This window comes from Collinsella tanakaei, assembly GCF_016902615.1.
GTDB lineage: Bacteria > Actinomycetota > Coriobacteriia > Coriobacteriales > Coriobacteriaceae > Collinsella > Collinsella tanakaei_A.
Map to the genome: position 1 here is coordinate 12019 of NZ_JACJMB010000015.1, position 16195 is coordinate 28213.

Consider the following 16195-nt stretch of genomic DNA (forward strand, 5'->3'; position numbering starts at 1 on the left):
CGGGGTTCTCCGCAATTTGAACACCTCTACCTCACGATTTGCTGATAACGTCGCGCGGATTATGTTCCTCCATGACCTGTTTCAGGCTCGCGAACGAAACGTACGTATACCGCTCCGTCGTCTTCACTGAGCTGTGTCCGACCAGCTGTTGGATATACCTAATACTAACCCCCTGCTCTAACAGGGTCGTAGCAAAGGTATGACGAAACATATGCGGAGTAATGTGGTTCTCCACCCCCACCTCGCTTGTACGCTTACGGATAATCTTTCGAACCGCCTGATCGGTCAGGCGGTGTTTGCTCCTACTTAAGAAGAGCGCATCGGTGCTCGGCTGAGACCAGAGGGTTTCGGGCCCTTTGCGCGCAATCATGTACTCCTCCATCACCGCGATGGTCTGCTTGGACCCCAGGATGACGACGCGCTCCTTCGATCCCTTGCCGAACACGCGCACCGTCTTCGACTCCAAATCGATGCTCTCTATATTGAGTGAGCACAACTCGCTTACGCGAATGCCGGTAGCCGTGAGCATCTCCAGCACTGCCTGGTCGCGCAGGGCGATGGCGTCATGCTACCAGGCCCTCTTGCGCTTCTTCTTTTCCGTAAACGGAGAGCCCGCCGGCTCGAGAATCCGTCTCAGCTCCGGCAGTGCGATGACCCTCGGCAGCAGCGGCGGCATGCGCACGTTGATCTCCAGGTTCTCAAACGGACTGGCCGAGATAAGCCGCTCGCGTTTGAGCCAATTCGCCCATGCCCTCATCGAGGCGAGCTTGCGCCGCACGATGCTTGCCGCCCATTTGTGGTTGAGGTGCGCCACGTAGCTGCGCATGGACTCGCGGTCGAACTGGAGTCTGCCCTCGTTGAGCCACGCCATAAACTGGATGATGTCGCAGCTATACGCCTTGATGGTCTTTTCGTCGAGTCTCCTCTGGTCGTGACAGCGGTCCATATAGAGCCTCAGGTAGCCTTCAAGCATAAGATTCTGGGAGGCAGCGTCCTGAACGCTCAGAACATGCACGGCCTCAAGGTCCCCGATCGCCCTCATCTCATGAGCGTTCTGTACGGTCGATTCTGCCATCATGCCTCCATTCTCTCACGAGGAACACGTGACGCCCGACAGGACGCTTCGCTCCATCATGCTCCGTGGGGCACTTATATATATAGGGGGGGGGATCGCCGACCTGCCGCCGAAACACACCAGTTAAATAGGTGAACGGCATGGCAAGGCAATCGCCCTGATGACAGTACGGTCACCGGGACGCGCCGCTTGCTTGTTATGGGTTAGTTATCCGGAATCTCCGCATGGCCCGCCGGGACATCCGGGGGGCACTTCCAAACTAGAAGTCGAAGGCCTGGGCGATGTCGCAGGAAATGAGGACATCGGCATTTCGGTCCTGCGGAGTGGGATCGCGGTTGATGATGACAAGCTTGTCGCCTTGGAAGTACTGCGTGAGACCCGCCGCCGGATACACCACGAGCGAGGTACCGCCGATCACGAGCATGTCCGCCTGCGCAATGGCGTTCACCGCACCCATGAGCACGCCCTCGTCGAGCGATTCCTCGTAGAGCACCACGTCCGGCTTGATGCGACCCCCGCAGACCGGGCAGATGGGGATGCCGCGCTCATTCTCGTGTCTGCGCGCGCAGATCCACTCGGCGTCGTAGACAGACCCACACTTCTGGCAGATGTTCCGGTGTACTGAGCCGTGAAGCTCCCAGACGCGCTCGGATCCGGCCATCTGGTGCAGACCGTCGATATTCTGCGTCACGACGGCATCAAGCTTGCCCGCCTCCTCGAGCTTAGCAAGCTTGACGTGTGCACGGTTTGGTTTGGCGTCCAGCGCGATCATCTTCTTGCGGTAGAAGTCGAAGAACTCCGCGGGGTGGGTCACGTAGAAGGAATGCGAGAGCATGGTCTCGGGCGGATAGGCGAACTGCTGATGGTAGAGACCATCCACGCTGCGAAAGTCGGGAATGCCACTTGCCGTGGACACGCCGGCGCCGCCGAAGAAGACCGCATGGCTGTGCTCGGCGAACAACTGCTTGAGCTCAGACGCCGCCTGCGCGGAATCGGTTATGACCAAAGATGCCATGGTACCCTCTTTCATATATCGCACGCGATTACGCGCCCTCGGGCGCGTCCCTACCGCGCAGGCCTGAAGTGCCTGCCCGTGAAGGGCGCGTCGTCCTCGTCATCATCCTCGTCGTCCGCAAGATCGGGCTCGTCAAGATCCTGCAAGGGATCGAGCACCACATCCTCCTCGGCGAATGCACGGCCGGCGCGGGCCTCGCCCACGAGACGGGAATCGATGCGGAGCATTGCGGTGGCGTCGACATCTGGAACAGGCACGGCAGCCGGCTCGGGCTCCGGACTGTCTTCGAGGGGCTGGACGGAATCGGACTCGAGAGGCTCCGGTGTATGGGTGGCGTAATTACCCCCGAACAGGGCGTCGCCTTCGTCCCCCTCGTCTTCCAGAGTGCCTTCGTCCACGGGAGCATCATCCTGGACGAAGACGGCGGGGTCGTCCTCAGCCAAAATCTCGTCCGTCAGCGGAGCAGCTTCGGCGGCGACCTCGTCTGCCTCGAACGCATCAAAGGTCTCTTCCTCTGCCGGCTCGCTCTCGACGGCCTCCTCCGCAACGGAGAGCTCCGCCTCGGGCGCGGGCTGCATGGCATCTGCCGCCGGAGCCTCCGGCTGCAGAACGTCCGCCGGTACGGGCACACTGTCCAAGGCGGCAACCAGCTCGTCGGCCGAAGGCCAGTTCAGCTCCACATCACTCAGTGCGAGACGGCGGTTCGAGACGATGGAGGAGATAGCAAGGCCGCAGCACACGGCCGCGAGCACACCGGTAAACAGGCTGAAGCCGTTGATATAGGCAATGCCGAAGGCCGCGTCCCGCGCGCCGAAGCAGCCGGTCACCACCTCAACGACCATGAGGACCGCCGTGGCAGCGGCAAGGCCGGTGTAGATCATGGCATGCAGCTCGGCGCGGGTGGAGGTGGCCCACATGCCCACGAGCGAGAGCGCGAGCACAAGTGCGAACGCGACGCCGCCAAACGCCGCAGCGCGTGCGGTGCCCGCCCACTCGGCATCGATGAAGACGGCGCCAAGCACCGCGAAGTTCGCCCCAGCGACCGCCAGGTAGATGAGGCTCAGTATCAGAAACACCACGGACATCGCCTTGATGACCGACATGCAGCTATTCGACCAGTGGGTCGTGGGGTGAAGCTCCTCCGCCATGGGTTCCTCCATAGAGTCGTGACGGCGGCGCGCCGCCACGGAAAATGCATTCTCACGAATCTTCATTATACGGCGCTGCGCAGACAAGACTGTGAACGAATGGGCACGTCAACCCATCTTTGGGCCGGCGTGTGCCCCCGCATGCGCGAAGTGGCGCACCGGGGCGCGAAATGTGAGCGAACGGGCGCGGCGCTGAATCCCTGCGCATCGGGTACGATGGAGCCGAACAGCACCCCCTGCGGGCACGCCCACCCGGCTTACGCCCGCATACGGATTCGACCGCACAAGGAGCACCCATGGCCGATATCATCACCCGCCCGTACCGTTTCGCCTCGTGGAACGTAAACGGCCTGCGCGCCGTCCTCAGGAAGGAACCGAGCTTCACCGAGATCGCCGAGGAGCTGGACGCCGACATCCTCGCGCTGCAGGAGACCAAGCTGCAGGAGGGCCAGGTGGAGATCGACCTGCCCGGCTACACGCAGACCTGGAGCTACGCCGAGCGCAAGGGCTACTCCGGCACCGCCGTGTTCAGCCGCGAGGAGCCGCTGTCCGTGCGCCATGCGGATAGCCTGCTGCCCTTTGCCGAGAGCAACGAGCTCGTAGCCGAGGCTGCGCGCGAGGGGCGCGTCTGCGCACTCGAGTTCGACCGCTTCTGGTTCGTGGACGTCTACACCCCGAACGCGCAAAACGAGCTCGCCCGCCTGGACGTGCGCATGGCGTGGGACGACGCCTACCGCGCGTTCCTGAAGGGACTGGAGGACGAGGGCGGCAAGCCGGTTGTCACCTGCGGCGACTTCAACGTGGCGCATGAGGAGATCGACCTTAAGAACCCCAAGAGCAACCGCGGCAACGCGGGCTTCTCCGACGAGGAGCGCGGCAAGTTCACCGAGCTGCTCGACGCCGGCTTCACCGACACGTTCCGCCGCCTGCATCCGGACGAGACGGGCGCCTACAGCTGGTGGAGCTACCGCTTCAACGCCCGCAAGAACAACGCGGGCTGGCGCATCGACTACTTCCTGGTGAGCGACACCGTGGCCGACCGCGTGCGCGACGCGGGGATCCGCAGCGACATCTTCGGCTCGGACCACTGCCCGGTCACGCTCGAGATCGAGCTGTAGGACCGCGCGAGGAGGACGCCCCTGGGCGCCTTCCGATCATCTCTCAGATACGTTCGCCTGAATAAAACGTGCCGGCACATCGGAGAAATCCCAGATGTGCCGGCACGCTTTCTATCTGCACAAGCTATCACTCAGCTATCTCTCAGACATCTCTCAGATCTGACTCAGATTTGAGAGATGTCTGAGAGATAGCTGAGAGACGGAAGGCGTTACTGCGAGAGCAGCCGCTCGGCCTCCTCGATCTGGTCGGCCATGCCCATGAGGCCCACGGAGTCGCCGGGCAGCAGCACCGTCGTGGCGTCGAGGAAGAGCACGAGCTCGCCGGCGCGCTTGAGCGCCACGGCGTTCGCGCCGGTGCGGGCGCGCAGGTCGAGTTTCGCCAAGGTGCAGCCCGCCATGGGGCAGCGCTCCCCCACCTCGACCCAATGGAGCTCCAGCTCGGAAAGAGACGCCATGAGGTGGCCGAAGGCGCGACGGCGCTCGGACCGGGCGTCGTCAGCCAGAGCCGCGTAACCGCTGTCGCGCAAATCGTCCGCGTAGGCCTGGATCTGGCGCGGGCGATAGCCCAGGTCGACCAGCGTGTGGCGCATGAGCTCGATGCCGCCCTCCAGCTCGGGGCGCACGAGGTCGTCCACACCGGCGGCCACGAGCGCCTCCACCCCATCCTGCGAGTCGGCGCGCGCCACGATGCGCAGGGCGGGCGCAATCTCGCGCGCCTCGTGCGCGATCATCTCCGACACGCCCTCGGCGCTAAGCGCCACTACGAGCACGCGGGCGCGCTCCAGATGCGCATGGGCCAAGATCTCGGAGTTCGCCGCATCGCCCACGAGCACGGGCAGCCCCGCCGCCTCCGCCTCCTCGGCGGCCGGCAGATCGCGCTCCACCACCAGGCAGGACACCTCGAGGTCGTGCAGGACCTCAGCCACGTAGGCACCCGCGTGCCCGTAGCCGACGATGACGACGTGGTCGACGAGCCCCTCTTCGCGCGGGGGCTCGATGGTGCGCGCACGCCGCTCGTAGATGCGCCGCAGGATACCCACGCGCTCCATGCGGGCGCACAGCGGGTCCACGAGCTTCAGCACGAACGAGTTCAGGGCGATGGACACGACCGCACCGCCGAGGATCAGGCTGTACTGGTCGGCGGACAGCACGCCGAGTGCCATGCCAGTCTGGCCGATGATGAACGAGAACTCACCGATCTGCGACAGGCCGGCCGCGATGGTGAGCGAGGTGCGTGCACCCGCCGCGAACAGCGCGCCGAGCGCCATGTTGATGACCCACTTGCCGACCATGATGAGGGCGACGAGCGCCACGAGCTCGCCCAGGTGCGCCACGAGCGTGGCGGGGTTCACCATCATACCCACGCTCGCGAAGAAGATGATGGAAAACAGGTCCTGGAAGGGGATGGCCTCGGCCGCCACGCGATGGGACAGCTTGGAGGTGCCCACGACCACGCCGGCCAGAAACGCACCGAGCGCGAACGACAGGTCGAACAGCATCGCCGCCGCGAGCGCCGTGCCGAGCGCGATGACCACGACCGCGAGCTGGAAGAGCTCGCGCGGGCAGAAGCGGGCGATGCGGGCGAGCAGCCACGGCAGGACGCGCGAGCCCACCACGAGCATGAGGACGACGAAGGCGACGGTCTTGGCGAGCGCGAGCGCCAACTCGCCCGCCAGCCCGGTCGGACTCACCTCGCCCGGTCCGAACACGACGGGCAGCACCACGAGGATCACGACGGTGGCGAGGTCCTCGACGATAAGCCAGCCGGTGGCGATGCGGCCGCCGCGGCTCTGGTAGAGGCCGGCATCGGTCAGGTTCTTGATGAGGACGACGGTGGAGGCGATGCTCACCGACAGGCCGAGCATGATGCCCGCCTCAGGCGACCAGCCGAAGGCGCCGCCGAGCGCATAGCCCGCCAGCGTGCCGAGCATGATCTGCAGCACGGCGCCGGGCACCGCGATGTTCTTCACCTCGAGCAGGTCCTTGAACGAGAAATGCAGGCCGGTGCCGAACATCATGAACATGACGCCGATCTCGGCCAGCTGGTTCATGGCATGGCTGTCGCCGGCGAACCCCGGCGTAAACGGGCCGACGACGAGACCGCCGAGCAGGTAGCCCACGATGGGCGGCAGCCGGCAGGCGCGCGCGACCATGCCGCCGGCGAAGGCGGCGACGAGCGCCAAGACGAACGTCATGAGCAAAATGGTATCTCCGTGCATGGGGGACCTCCGAATGCAGCAGGCAGGACACGTGCGGATATGTTCGCTGGTATCTACCTTACCCGGCGATGCGGCGAGACTTTGCAACCTCCACGAGAAAGCCGGAGGTAACTTGCGCGCCGCGCCCCCGTGCCGCTCGCGCTGCCGCGTGTGCGCGCTCTGTTGCCCCGCGTGCTTGCCGCCCGCAGCGCGCCCGGCACCTATGCGCTGCGGTATCATCGATGCAGGTGCGCGCCGCCCGAACGCGGACGCTGCACCGCACATATCTGCACCTCAACCCAAAGGGGGTCTTGTGGACGTCACCGCCATCATCATGGCCGCAGGCGAGGGCACGCGCATGAAGTCGAAGCATGCCAAAGTCTCGCACGCACTGTTAGGAAAGCCGATGATCTGCTGGGTGGTGGACGCCGCACTCGATGCGGGCTGCGACCGCGTCATCACCGTCATCGGAAGCCACGCGGACGAAGTCAGGAGCATCCTCGACGCCGCCTACGGCGAGCGCGCTGACGCGCACGTGGAGTGCGTCGAGCAGACCGAGCGCCTGGGCACCGCGCACGCCGTGCGCGTCGCGCTCGAGGCGACCGGCGTTGCCGCCGGCCCCGTCGTGGTCCTGAACGGCGACCTGCCGCTCATCGAGCCCGCGACCATCCGCACCTTCGCCCAGACCGTGGACGGGGGTGCGCACGCCGCCGCGATCCTCACCATGACGCCGCCCGACCCGTTCGGCTACGGCCGCATCGAGCTCGACGAGGCGGGCTCGGTCGCGCGCATCGTCGAGCAGAAGGACTGCACGCCCGAGCAGGCCGCCGGGCTCCTCGAGTGCAACGCCGGGTGCTACGCTTTCGACGGCGCGCAGCTCGCCGCGCACATCGGCGAGGTCGGCTGCGACAACGCCCAGGGCGAGTACTATCTGCCCGACATGGTCGAGATCCTGAAAGCCGCCGGCCAGAGCGTTACCATCTTCCACTGCGACGACTACCGCGAGGGCCTCGGCGTGAACAGCCGCGCCCAGCTCGCCCAGCTCACCGCCATCGCGCGCGACCGCATCAACGAGCGCCTCATGGCAGAGGGCATCACCTTCATCGATCCCGCCCAGGCCTGGATCGGCCCGGACGCCACCGTCGGCCGCGATACCGTCGTGTGGCCGCAGACCCACCTGATCGGCCACTGCACCGTGGGCGAGGACTGCCAGCTCGGCCCGAACACGCGTCTCACCGACACCCGCGTGGGCGACCGTTGCATCGTCGACGAGACCGTGGCCGTTGAGGCCGTGCTCGAAAACGACGTCGACTGCGGTCCGCGCGCCTACCTGCGCCCCGGCACGCACATGCTCGACGGCTCCAAGGCCGGCACGCACGTGGAGATCAAGAAGTCAACCATCGGCCGCGGATCCAAGGTGCCGCACCTCTCCTATATCGGCGACACGACCATGGGCGAGGGCGTCAACATCGGCGCCGGCTCCATTACGTGCAATTACGATGGTAAAAACAAGAATGCGACCGTTATCGGGGACCGCACCTTCATCGGCTCCGATACTATGATGGTCGCACCCGTGCATATCGGCTCCGATGCCATCACCGGAGCCGGCGGCACGATCACGAAGGATGTCCCTGACGGGGCGCTTGCCATCGAGCGCACCGAGCAGCGCATCGTGGAGGGCTACACCGAGCGCCGGCGCGCTCGTCTGTAACGCATAAGGGCATGGCAGTCCAAAGAGCTAAGGAGAAACGGCAGATGCCAGCACAGGACCACAAACTGACCCAGCAGATGTACAAGACGCTGCGCCTGTATTCGGGCTCATGCAATCGACCCCTCGCACAGAAGGTCGCCGACATCTTGGGTGTCGAGCTCTCGGGCCTTGCCCTGGAGAAATTCGCGAACGGCGAGATCTACGCCCGCTTCGACGAGTCCGTTCGCGGCGCCGACGTCTTCTTGGTTCAGTCCATCGCCGGACCCAACGTCAACGACATGCTGATGGAGCTACTCGTTGCCACCGACGCCGCCAAGCGCGCCTCCGCCCGCACCATCACCGCCGTCATCACGCACTACGCCTACGCCCGTCAGGACCGCAAGGCCGCGCCGCGCGAGCCGATCACCGCGCGCCTCGTGGCGAACCTCATCGAGCGCTCCGGCGTCGATCGCATCATCACGCTCGATCTGCATCAGGGTCAGATTCAGGGCTTCTTCGATATCCCGGTGAACCACCTGTCCGCCCTGCCCCTGTTCGGCGACTACTACAACGCCAAGGGCTTCGACACCGACAACCTCGTCGTCGTGTCCCCCGACGTGGGTCGCGCCAAGGCGGCCAAGAAGCTGTCCGACATGCTCGGCTGCGATTTGGCCATCGCCCACAAGGGCCGTCCGCGCCACAACGCCGCTGAGGTCATGGGCATCATCGGCAATATCGAGGGCAAGACCTGCATCATCAACGACGACATGATCGACACGGCGGGCACGCTGTGCGCGAGCGTCCGCGAGCTCAAGAAGATGGGTGCCGGCGACATCTACGTGTGCGCCACCCACGGTATCTTCTCCGGCCCGGCTGTCGAGCGCCTGAACGACGCGCCCATCGTCGAGTGCGTGGTCACCGACTCCATCCCCGTCGAGGTCGGCGGCAAGATCAAGACCATCACCGTGGCCAACGAGTTCGCCGACGCCATCAACGCCGTGTACGCCGAGCAGTCCGTCTCCCTGCTCGTCGGCGGCGACTTCGCGCTGTAAGGACGCAGCCGGTCGCGCACGCGCATCGCAATCGCATCCTGTGGAGGGGCATGGCAGCTGCCGTGCCCCTCTTTTGCACCGCACCGGCAATACCGCGGGCACCGTGCGCACCGGTGCGCGGGGTCCCCCACATTGACATCGATGACGGCCCTCGTCACCATGGGTGGCGAAACGTGGCAGGAGGAGGACTACATGGCAGCAGCCCAACCGAAGAAGATCCGCATGGTGGCGGGCCTCGGCAACCCGGGCGACGAGTATGCGCGCACCCGGCACAACGCCGGCTTCTGCGCGATCGACGAGCTCGCCCGCCAGGCCAACGTCACGTACTGGAAAAACCAATCAGGCGCAGAGGTCGCCACGATCGCCGTGAACGACCCGGATGCCGACGGCGGCAAGCGCGAGGTCCTGCTCGTGAAGCCCCAGTCGTATATGAACACGAGCGGCGGCCCCATCTCGAAGCTGTGCGCCGCGCACAGAATCGCACCCGAGGAGCTTCTCGTCATCCACGACGAGCTCGACATCCCCGCCGGCGACGTGCGCGTGAAGATAGGCGGCGGCCACGCCGGCCATAACGGCCTGCGCTCCATAATCGACAAGCTCGGCAGCCGCGACTTCAGCCGCATTCGCGTCGGCATCGGCGAGCCCCCGGGACGCATGCCCGTGGCGGACTTCGTCTTGAAGCAGCTGCGCGCCCGCGAGGCCGAGGAGTTCGACGACGCGACGTTTCGCGCCGCCGAGGCTGCCGCCCTCGCGCTCACCCGCGGCGTCGTCTTCGCTCGCGACAACGTGAACGGCAAGCGCTAGCACACGCCCAGCTTTCATACCCGAATGCAGCCCCGCAGCCCCAAGCGCTCATGCGCCCTTGGGTCTGCGGGGTTTTCCAGTGTTGTCCCGAAGTACAAATTGCCCCAGCTCTTAGCCGGTTGGTCCACCCTTGGCCCAAGGCGCGAGGGTATACTTAGCCTGTATGCTCGCAGCGTATCGCCACTGCGGCGTCTCCACCGATAAGAGAGGGAATTTATGTACAAGATCCTGAAGAAGACGCAGTTCTCGGAGAAGGTCTTCGAGTTCCGCGTCCATGCCCCGAGGATGGCCAAGAAGGCGCATGCCGGCCAGTTCCTCATGGTGCGCATCAACGAGACGGGCGAGCGCGTGCCGTTCACCTTCGCGAACTGGAACCCCGAGGAAGGTTGGATCGAGTTCATCTTCATGGTGGTCGGCAAGACCACCGAGTGCCTCTCCAAGCTCGAGGAGGGCGACGAGATCCAGGACATCACCGGTCCTTTGGGCAAGCCCACCGAGATCGAGGGCGACCGCGTGGCCGTCATCGGTGGCGGCGTGGGTCTGGCCATCGCCTACCCGGTGGCTCGCATGCTCTGCGAGCAGGGCAAGAAGGTCTACGCCATCATGGGCGCCCGCAACAAGGACCTGCTCATCCTGTTCGAGCAGTTCGCCGCGCTGCCGCTCGAGGAGCTCTTCGTCACCACCGATGACGGCTCCATGGGCGAGAAGGGCGTCGTGACCCTGCCGCTCGCGCGCCTGTGCGAAACCGACGCGATCGATTCCGCCTTCGCCGTGGGCCCCGTGCCGATGATGAAGTTCTCCGCGCGCACCTGCCGCGAGCACAAGATCCCCATCGTCGCGAGCCTGAACCCCATCATGGTCGACGGCACCGGCATGTGCGGCTGCTGCCGCGTCGAGGTCGGCGGCGAGACCATGTTCGCCTGCGTCGACGGCCCCGACTTCAACGCCGACCTGGTCGACTGGGACGACCTTGCCCACCGCCAGGCCAGCTACCGCGCCGAGGAGGCCGCTTCCACGAAGCATTATGAGGAGGATTGCGCATGCCAGAAGTAAAGTACCGCCCCAACATCGGCGCGCCCCGCACCCCCGCTAACGAGGAGCCGGCCGCCGAGCGCGCGCACGATTTCCGTCCGGTCGACACCGGCTACACCATCGAGAACGCCGTGGCCGAGGCTAACCGCTGCCTCGACTGCAAGAAGCCCCTGTGCATGGAGGGCTGCCCGGTCGGCGTCCACATCCCGCAGTTCATCGAGAAGATCCGCGAGCAGGACTGGTCCGGCGCCCTGTCCACCATCAAGGGCGACAACCTGCTGCCGTCCGTCTGCGGCCGCGTCTGCCCGCAAGAGAACCAGTGCGAGGGCAAGTGCATCCTCGGCAAGAAGGGCGACCCGGTGGCCATCGGCCAGCTCGAGCGCTTCGTGGGCGACATGGCCGACGAGGTCGGTGCCGCGCCCGAGTGCAAGCCCGCGAACGGCCACAAGGTCGCCATCGTGGGTTCCGGCCCTTCCGGCATCGCCTGCGCCGGCGAGCTCGCGCGCGAGGGCTTCGACGTCACCGTGTTCGAGGCGTTCTTCACCGGCGGTGGCGTGCTGACCTACGGCATCCCCGAGTTCCGTCTGCCCAAGGCCATCGTCAAGCGTGAGATCAAGGGCCTGGAGGAGCTGGGCGTCCACTTCGAGTACAACTCCGTGGCCGGCCGCCTGTTCGACGCCGACGAGCTCTTCAACGAGGAGGGCTTCGACGCCCTGTACCTGGCCGTGGGCGCTGGCCTGCCGCGCTTCTTGCATGTCCCGGGCGAGAACCTGCCGGGTGTGTACTGCGCCAACGAGTACCTCACCCGCACGAACCTCATGAAGGCCTACGAGTTCCCCGAGTACGACACGCCGATCCGTCACGGCAAGAACGTCGTCGTGTTCGGCGGCGGTAACGTGGCCATGGACGCCGCGCGCACCGCGCTGCGTCTGGGCGCCGAGAAGGTCACGCTGGCCTACCGCCGCACCGAGGCCGAGATGCCCGCCCGCCGCGCCGAGATCCACCACGCCAAGGAGGAGGGTGTGGAGATCCTCGAGCTCTGCGCCCCTCTGCGCTTCCTGCCGGGTCCCGACGGCTTCGTGTCCACCATCGAGCTCGAGCGCATGGAGCTCGGCGAGCCGGACGCCTCCGGCCGTCGTCGCCCGGTGCCCGTGGTCAACTCCGAGTTCGCCATCCCCTGCGACGTCGCCATCACCGCTATCGGCACGCGTGCGAACCCGTTCGCAAAGCTCTGCGCCGACGTCGAGCTCAACCGCTGGGGCCTCATCGAGACCGATGAGGAGGGCCGCACGAGCAACCCCAAGGTGTGGGCTGGCGGCGACATCGTGACCGGTGCCGCGACTGTCATCCTCGCCATGGGCGCCGGCAAGACCGCTGCTGCGTCCATCAGAAAGACGATCCTGGGCGAGTAGCGTTTCTGCCCCATCGCAGATAAGCGCCCGTCGGCTCCGCGCCGGCGGGCGCTTTTTCCTATACGCTTGACCGCGCCGCCGGCAGGTCTGTCCCAAGAAAGGACAAGTGTCCTCAAATAACCCCGTCCCCAATGGAGGCAGTGGGGCGTGAAGCCCGTCATCGGAGGGGACAAACGAAAAGCGGGCGGCAGCCGGAAGTGGCTGCCGCCCGCGATATGTCGAAAACGCCCGAGATGCGATTAGGCCTCGATGGAAACCTCGACCTCCTGGACCGGGACGTCGTAGAACGGGTCCTCGCGACGGCCGAGGAAGTCACGCGCCTGATCGGGGAACAGGGCGTAGTCGAGCACGTCCTCCTCGCTCTTGGCGTACTGCTTGATCTCCTCGCGAATCTTCGGCAGCGCCGGCTCGATGAGGTCGGCCGGACGGCAGGTGATGGGCTCGTCGTCGCCGATGATCATCTTCTGGACCTCGGGGTCGATGGGCGCCGGGGACTTGCCGTACAGGCCGTGGACGTAGTCCTTGATCTCCTGCGGGACGACCTTGTAGCGCTCGCCGGTCACGACGTTCATGAGGGCCTGGGAGCCGACCATCTGGGACAGCGGGGTCACCAGCGGCGGATAGCCCAGGTCGGCGCGGACGCGCGGCACCTCGGCGAGCACCTCGTTGTACTTGTCGGACACGCCGAGGTCCTTCAGGTTGGAGATGAGGTTCGACAGCATGCCGCCGGGGACCTTGTACAGTAGCGCTTTGGGCTCGACCTCCATGACTTTGGGGTTCAGGGTGCCGTTCTCCTTGAACTTCGTGCGCACGGGCGCGAAGTGCTGGGCGATCTCCTCGAGCTTGTCCATCTTGAGACCGGTGGAGTAGCCCATGCCCTCGAGCGCGATGGCCATGGACTCGGTGCAGGGCTGCGAGGTGCCGCCGGCGAAGGCGGAGATGGCGGTGTCGATGATGTCGGCACCGGCGCGCACGGAGTTCAGCAGCGTCATCTCGGCGATGCCCGCGGTGCAGTGTGTGTGGACCTCGAGCGGCAGGTCGACGGCGGCCTTGATCTCGCCGACGAGCTCGGTGGCCACGCCCGGCTCGAGCACGCCCGCCATGTCCTTGATGCAGATGGAGTCGGCGCCGGCCTTGGCCATCTCCTTCGCGAGGTTCACGAAGTAGGGTACGGTGTGCACGTCGCTCGTGGTGTAGCAGATGGCTGCCTGGACCTCGCCGCCGGCCTCCTTGGCCGCGCGGATGGAGGTCTTGAGGTTGCGGACGTCGTTCAGGGCGTCGAAGATGCGGATGACGTCGATGCCGTTCTCCACGGACTTCTTGACCATGGACTCCACGACGTCGTCGGCGTAGTTGCGGTAGCCAAGCAGGTTCTGGCCGCGCAGCAGCATCTGCAGCTTCGTGTGCTTCACATGGGCGCGGAAGGTGCGCAGGCGCTCCCACGGATCCTCGTTCAGGTAGCGCAGGCACGAGTCGAACGTGGCGCCGCCCCAGACCTCCATGGCGTAGTAGCCCGCCTCATCCATCGTCTCCAGAATCGGCAGCATGTCCTCGATGGGCATGCGGGTCGCGATCTGGCTCTGCTGACCGTCGCGCAGGGCGGTCTCGGTGAACTTGATCTGCTTGCTCATGATTTAGATATAACCCCCTTGGCTTATGATTTCGGCTATTTTCTCCTGCATATCATGTACGGTGTGCGCGCGCGAACGGGCACACGCCTTGGCCTCGCCGTCGCAGATGAGGCATCTGCGCGGCGGCAGGCCGATCTCGGTCCGCTGAACCGAGAAGAGCGTATCGCCCGTTCGTCCGAGCACATCGAGGTCGGCGAGGCGCCCCAATAGGTGGGTCTCCTCCACGACCGCGACGCGCCGCTTGAGCTCGCGTGGCTCCAGCTCCACAAGCATCATGAGCTCGGGGCCGGACACGCCGCCCGCACGCGTCTGCTCGCGCACCGCGGCGCCATCGAGCGCCGAGACGGCCTGGGAGCTGAGCTCGTCGAACACGCGCTCGAGCACCTCTGAGGTCTTGTGCGGACCCGGGATGGACAGCGTGATGGAGAGTAGCGACTCGCCCTCGTGCGCACGGCCCAAAAGCTCGCGCTGCATCGCGGCGCGGCGCTCGCGCGCGTCGAGCATGTCGGGGAGCTCGGCCACCGGGCCACAGAAGACGCGGGCTGCACGCTCAGAGAGCTTCGGCTCGTCGTTCGCGGTATCGGCCATGTGCGCCACGCTCCTTTCTTCCACCCACGCGCGAGAATCGACGGGCGCGCCTGCCACGTTGAGGACACGGCGCGCCCGGATACGTTTGCCTGCGGTTAGTTGTCCTTATCGGCAGGGAACAGCTTCATGAGCGCCATGGACACCAGGTAGATGATGATCATGACGACGAAGATGCCGCCCCAACCCAAAACGAGGATCAGCAGGGAATCGCTCAGGATAGCGGTATTCATCTAACGCTCCCCTTTCTACATCAAACCGGGGACGATGCCGAGGATAAGACCACCGGCAACGACCGATGCGATCTGACCGGCGACGTTGGAGCCGGCAGCCTGCATGAGGATGAAGTTGCCCGGATCCTCCTCGGTCGCGATCCTCTGGATAACGCGGGAGCTCATGGGGAACGCCGAGATGCCCGACGCGCCGATCATGGGGTTGATCTTCTCCTTGCGGAAGATGTTGAGCACCTTGGCGAACATGATGCCGCCGATGGTGTCCATCACGAAGCCGACCAGGCCGAGACCCATGATGATGAGGGTGTCGAGCTGCAGGAACTCGCCCGCCTGCATGCGGACGGACACGCACAGGCCGAGCAGGATGGAGATGAGGTTCACGAGCTCGTTTTGAGCGGACATGGACAGGTTGTCCAGCACGCCGCACTCACGCAGCAGGTTGCCGAACATCAGGAAGCCGACGAGCGGCAGCGAGGCCGGGGCGATCAGGCCGGCGACGACGCAGATGACGACCGGGAAGATGATCTTGGCCGTCTGGGACACCGAACCCGGCTTGTAGTTCATGCGGATCTGGCGTTCCTTCTTGGTGGTCACGAGCTTGATGGCGAACGGCTGGATGATGGGCACGAGTGCCATGTAGGAGTACGCGGCGACCATGATGGCGCCGAGGTACTGCGACTGCAGCGAGTTCGCGACGAAGATCGAGGTCGGTCCGTCGGCCGCGGCGATGATGCCGGCGGAGGCGGAGTCGGCCAGGTTGAAGCCGAGCAGGCCGGCCACGATGATCACGAAGAAGATGCCGAACTGCGCGGCGGCGCCGAACAGCAGCAGAAACGGGCTCGCCAGCAGCGGGCCGAAGTCGATCATGGCGCCGATGCCGATGAACAGCAGCAGCGGGAAGAGCTCCGTATCGATACCCATGTCGAACAGGATCTGGAACGGACCGGGCTCGCCGCCGGTCATAAGGACGCCGGAGTCGGGGATGTTCACCAGGATGGTGCCCAGACCCATGGGCACGAGCAGCGTGGGCTCGTACTCCTTCTTGATGCCCAGATACATCAGGAGGATGCCGACGAGAATCATGACGATGCGGCCCGGCTCGGCGGCGAGGCCGAGCACACCGCCCGTCAGCACGTCAGCAGCAGTAGCTAGAATTTCCAATGGTCAAGTCCTCTCCTTGGTTGCGCGCGGGATGCGCGTCA

The 16195-nt window shown here is 65.3% G+C and carries 15 protein-coding genes; 6 read left to right on the forward strand and 9 right to left on the reverse strand.

Annotated features, from left to right (window positions below):
• Positions 1-31: 31 nt before the first annotated feature.
• The 4 genes from H6A21_RS06365 to H6A21_RS06380 form a co-directional block, all read right to left on the reverse strand.
• The gene (locus H6A21_RS06365) at positions 32-559 is read right to left on the reverse strand and encodes a tyrosine-type recombinase/integrase (protein ID WP_342636075.1); all 528 of its coding nucleotides are present in this window, start codon (positions 557-559) and stop codon (positions 32-34) included.
• A gap of 9 nt (positions 560-568) precedes the next feature.
• The gene (locus H6A21_RS06370; protein ID WP_204561482.1) at positions 569-1075 is read right to left on the reverse strand and encodes a site-specific integrase; all 507 of its coding nucleotides are present in this window, start codon (positions 1073-1075) and stop codon (positions 569-571) included.
• A gap of 259 nt (positions 1076-1334) precedes the next feature.
• Entirely contained in the window at positions 1335-2090 is a 756-nt protein-coding gene (locus H6A21_RS06375; RefSeq protein ID WP_204561484.1) for an NAD-dependent protein deacylase, read from the reverse strand.
• 50 nt (positions 2091-2140) lie between these two features.
• Positions 2141-3238, reverse strand: coding sequence for a hypothetical protein (locus tag H6A21_RS06380; RefSeq protein WP_204561486.1), 1098 nt, complete (start codon positions 3236-3238; stop codon positions 2141-2143).
• Positions 3239-3534: 296 nt separating this feature from the next.
• On the opposite strand from H6A21_RS06380, the gene H6A21_RS06385 reads away from it, so the two are divergent.
• Positions 3535-4356 (forward strand): exodeoxyribonuclease III, encoded by an 822-nt coding sequence (locus H6A21_RS06385; protein ID WP_204561488.1) that lies wholly within the window; start codon positions 3535-3537, stop codon positions 4354-4356.
• 209 nt (positions 4357-4565) lie between these two features.
• On the opposite strand, the gene H6A21_RS06390 is transcribed toward H6A21_RS06385, so the two are convergent.
• On the reverse strand, positions 4566-6575 hold the full coding sequence (locus tag H6A21_RS06390) for a cation:proton antiporter (protein WP_204561490.1): 2010 nt from the start codon (positions 6573-6575) through the stop codon (positions 4566-4568).
• A gap of 292 nt (positions 6576-6867) precedes the next feature.
• Here H6A21_RS06390 and glmU point away from each other — a divergent pair, with 292 nt between their 5' ends.
• From glmU to gltA, 5 genes are all read left to right on the forward strand, one after another.
• Positions 6868-8265 (forward strand): bifunctional UDP-N-acetylglucosamine diphosphorylase/glucosamine-1-phosphate N-acetyltransferase GlmU, encoded by a 1398-nt coding sequence (gene glmU / locus H6A21_RS06395; protein ID WP_204561492.1) that lies wholly within the window; start codon positions 6868-6870, stop codon positions 8263-8265.
• Positions 8266-8309: 44 nt separating this feature from the next.
• On the forward strand, positions 8310-9296 hold the full coding sequence (locus H6A21_RS06400) for a ribose-phosphate diphosphokinase (protein WP_204561494.1): 987 nt from the start codon (positions 8310-8312) through the stop codon (positions 9294-9296).
• Positions 9297-9488: 192 nt separating this feature from the next.
• On the forward strand, positions 9489-10100 hold the full coding sequence (gene pth, locus H6A21_RS06405; RefSeq protein WP_204561496.1) for an aminoacyl-tRNA hydrolase: 612 nt from the start codon (positions 9489-9491) through the stop codon (positions 10098-10100).
• 216 nt (positions 10101-10316) lie between these two features.
• Positions 10317-11153 (forward strand): sulfide/dihydroorotate dehydrogenase-like FAD/NAD-binding protein, encoded by an 837-nt coding sequence (locus H6A21_RS06410; RefSeq protein WP_204561498.1) that lies wholly within the window; start codon positions 10317-10319, stop codon positions 11151-11153.
• The gene (gene gltA, locus H6A21_RS06415; RefSeq protein WP_204561500.1) at positions 11141-12544 is read left to right on the forward strand and encodes an NADPH-dependent glutamate synthase; all 1404 of its coding nucleotides are present in this window, start codon (positions 11141-11143) and stop codon (positions 12542-12544) included. Before H6A21_RS06410 ends, gltA begins: the two co-directional genes overlap by 13 nt.
• Before the next feature lie 239 nt (positions 12545-12783).
• Here the strand turns inward: gltA and H6A21_RS06420 are convergent, their stop codons facing one another.
• The 4 genes from H6A21_RS06420 to H6A21_RS06430 all read right to left on the reverse strand — a co-directional run bounded on the left by H6A21_RS06420 (position 12784) and on the right by H6A21_RS06430 (position 16154).
• The gene (locus tag H6A21_RS06420) at positions 12784-14175 is read right to left on the reverse strand and encodes an oxaloacetate decarboxylase subunit alpha (protein ID WP_204561502.1); all 1392 of its coding nucleotides are present in this window, start codon (positions 14173-14175) and stop codon (positions 12784-12786) included.
• A gap of 3 nt (positions 14176-14178) precedes the next feature.
• Complete coding sequence (gene citX / locus H6A21_RS06425; RefSeq protein WP_204561503.1) at positions 14179-14763, reverse strand: citrate lyase holo-[acyl-carrier protein] synthase; 585 nt, start codon at positions 14761-14763, stop codon at positions 14179-14181.
• A 95-nt stretch (positions 14764-14858) separates the two neighbouring features.
• Positions 14859-14993 carry an OadG-related small transporter subunit gene (locus H6A21_RS11130; RefSeq protein WP_275051973.1) on the reverse strand — a complete coding sequence of 45 codons (135 nt, stop codon included), beginning with the start codon at positions 14991-14993 and terminating at the stop codon, positions 14859-14861.
• A 15-nt stretch (positions 14994-15008) separates the two neighbouring features.
• Complete coding sequence (locus H6A21_RS06430; RefSeq protein WP_239462707.1) at positions 15009-16154, reverse strand: sodium ion-translocating decarboxylase subunit beta; 1146 nt, start codon at positions 16152-16154, stop codon at positions 15009-15011.
• Positions 16155-16195 lie beyond the last annotated feature (41 nt).

Excerpts from the sequence above, each read along its gene's own strand:
- H6A21_RS06385 (WP_204561488.1), top strand. The coding sequence starts at position 3,535 with ATGGCCGATATCATCACCCGCCCGTACCGTTTCGCCTCGTGGAACGTA.
- pth (WP_204561496.1), top strand. The coding sequence starts at position 9,489 with ATGGCAGCAGCCCAACCGAAGAAGATCCGCATGGTGGCGGGCCTCGGC.
- gltA (WP_204561500.1), top strand. The coding sequence starts at position 11,141 with ATGCCAGAAGTAAAGTACCGCCCCAACATCGGCGCGCCCCGCACCCCC.
- H6A21_RS06420 (WP_204561502.1), bottom strand. The coding sequence starts at position 14,175 with ATGAGCAAGCAGATCAAGTTCACCGAGACCGCCCTGCGCGACGGTCAG.
- H6A21_RS06370 (WP_204561482.1), bottom strand. The coding sequence starts at position 1,075 with ATGGCAGAATCGACCGTACAGAACGCTCATGAGATGAGGGCGATCGGG.
- H6A21_RS11130 (WP_275051973.1), bottom strand. The coding sequence starts at position 14,993 with ATGAATACCGCTATCCTGAGCGATTCCCTGCTGATCCTCGTTTTGGGT.
- citX (WP_204561503.1), bottom strand. The coding sequence starts at position 14,763 with ATGGCCGATACCGCGAACGACGAGCCGAAGCTCTCTGAGCGTGCAGCC.
- H6A21_RS06380 (WP_204561486.1), bottom strand. The coding sequence starts at position 3,238 with ATGGCGGAGGAGCTTCACCCCACGACCCACTGGTCGAATAGCTGCATG.
- H6A21_RS06390 (WP_204561490.1), bottom strand. The coding sequence starts at position 6,575 with ATGCACGGAGATACCATTTTGCTCATGACGTTCGTCTTGGCGCTCGTC.
- H6A21_RS06375 (WP_204561484.1), bottom strand. The coding sequence starts at position 2,090 with ATGGCATCTTTGGTCATAACCGATTCCGCGCAGGCGGCGTCTGAGCTC.
- H6A21_RS06410 (WP_204561498.1), top strand. The coding sequence starts at position 10,317 with ATGTACAAGATCCTGAAGAAGACGCAGTTCTCGGAGAAGGTCTTCGAG.
- H6A21_RS06400 (WP_204561494.1), top strand. The coding sequence starts at position 8,310 with ATGCCAGCACAGGACCACAAACTGACCCAGCAGATGTACAAGACGCTG.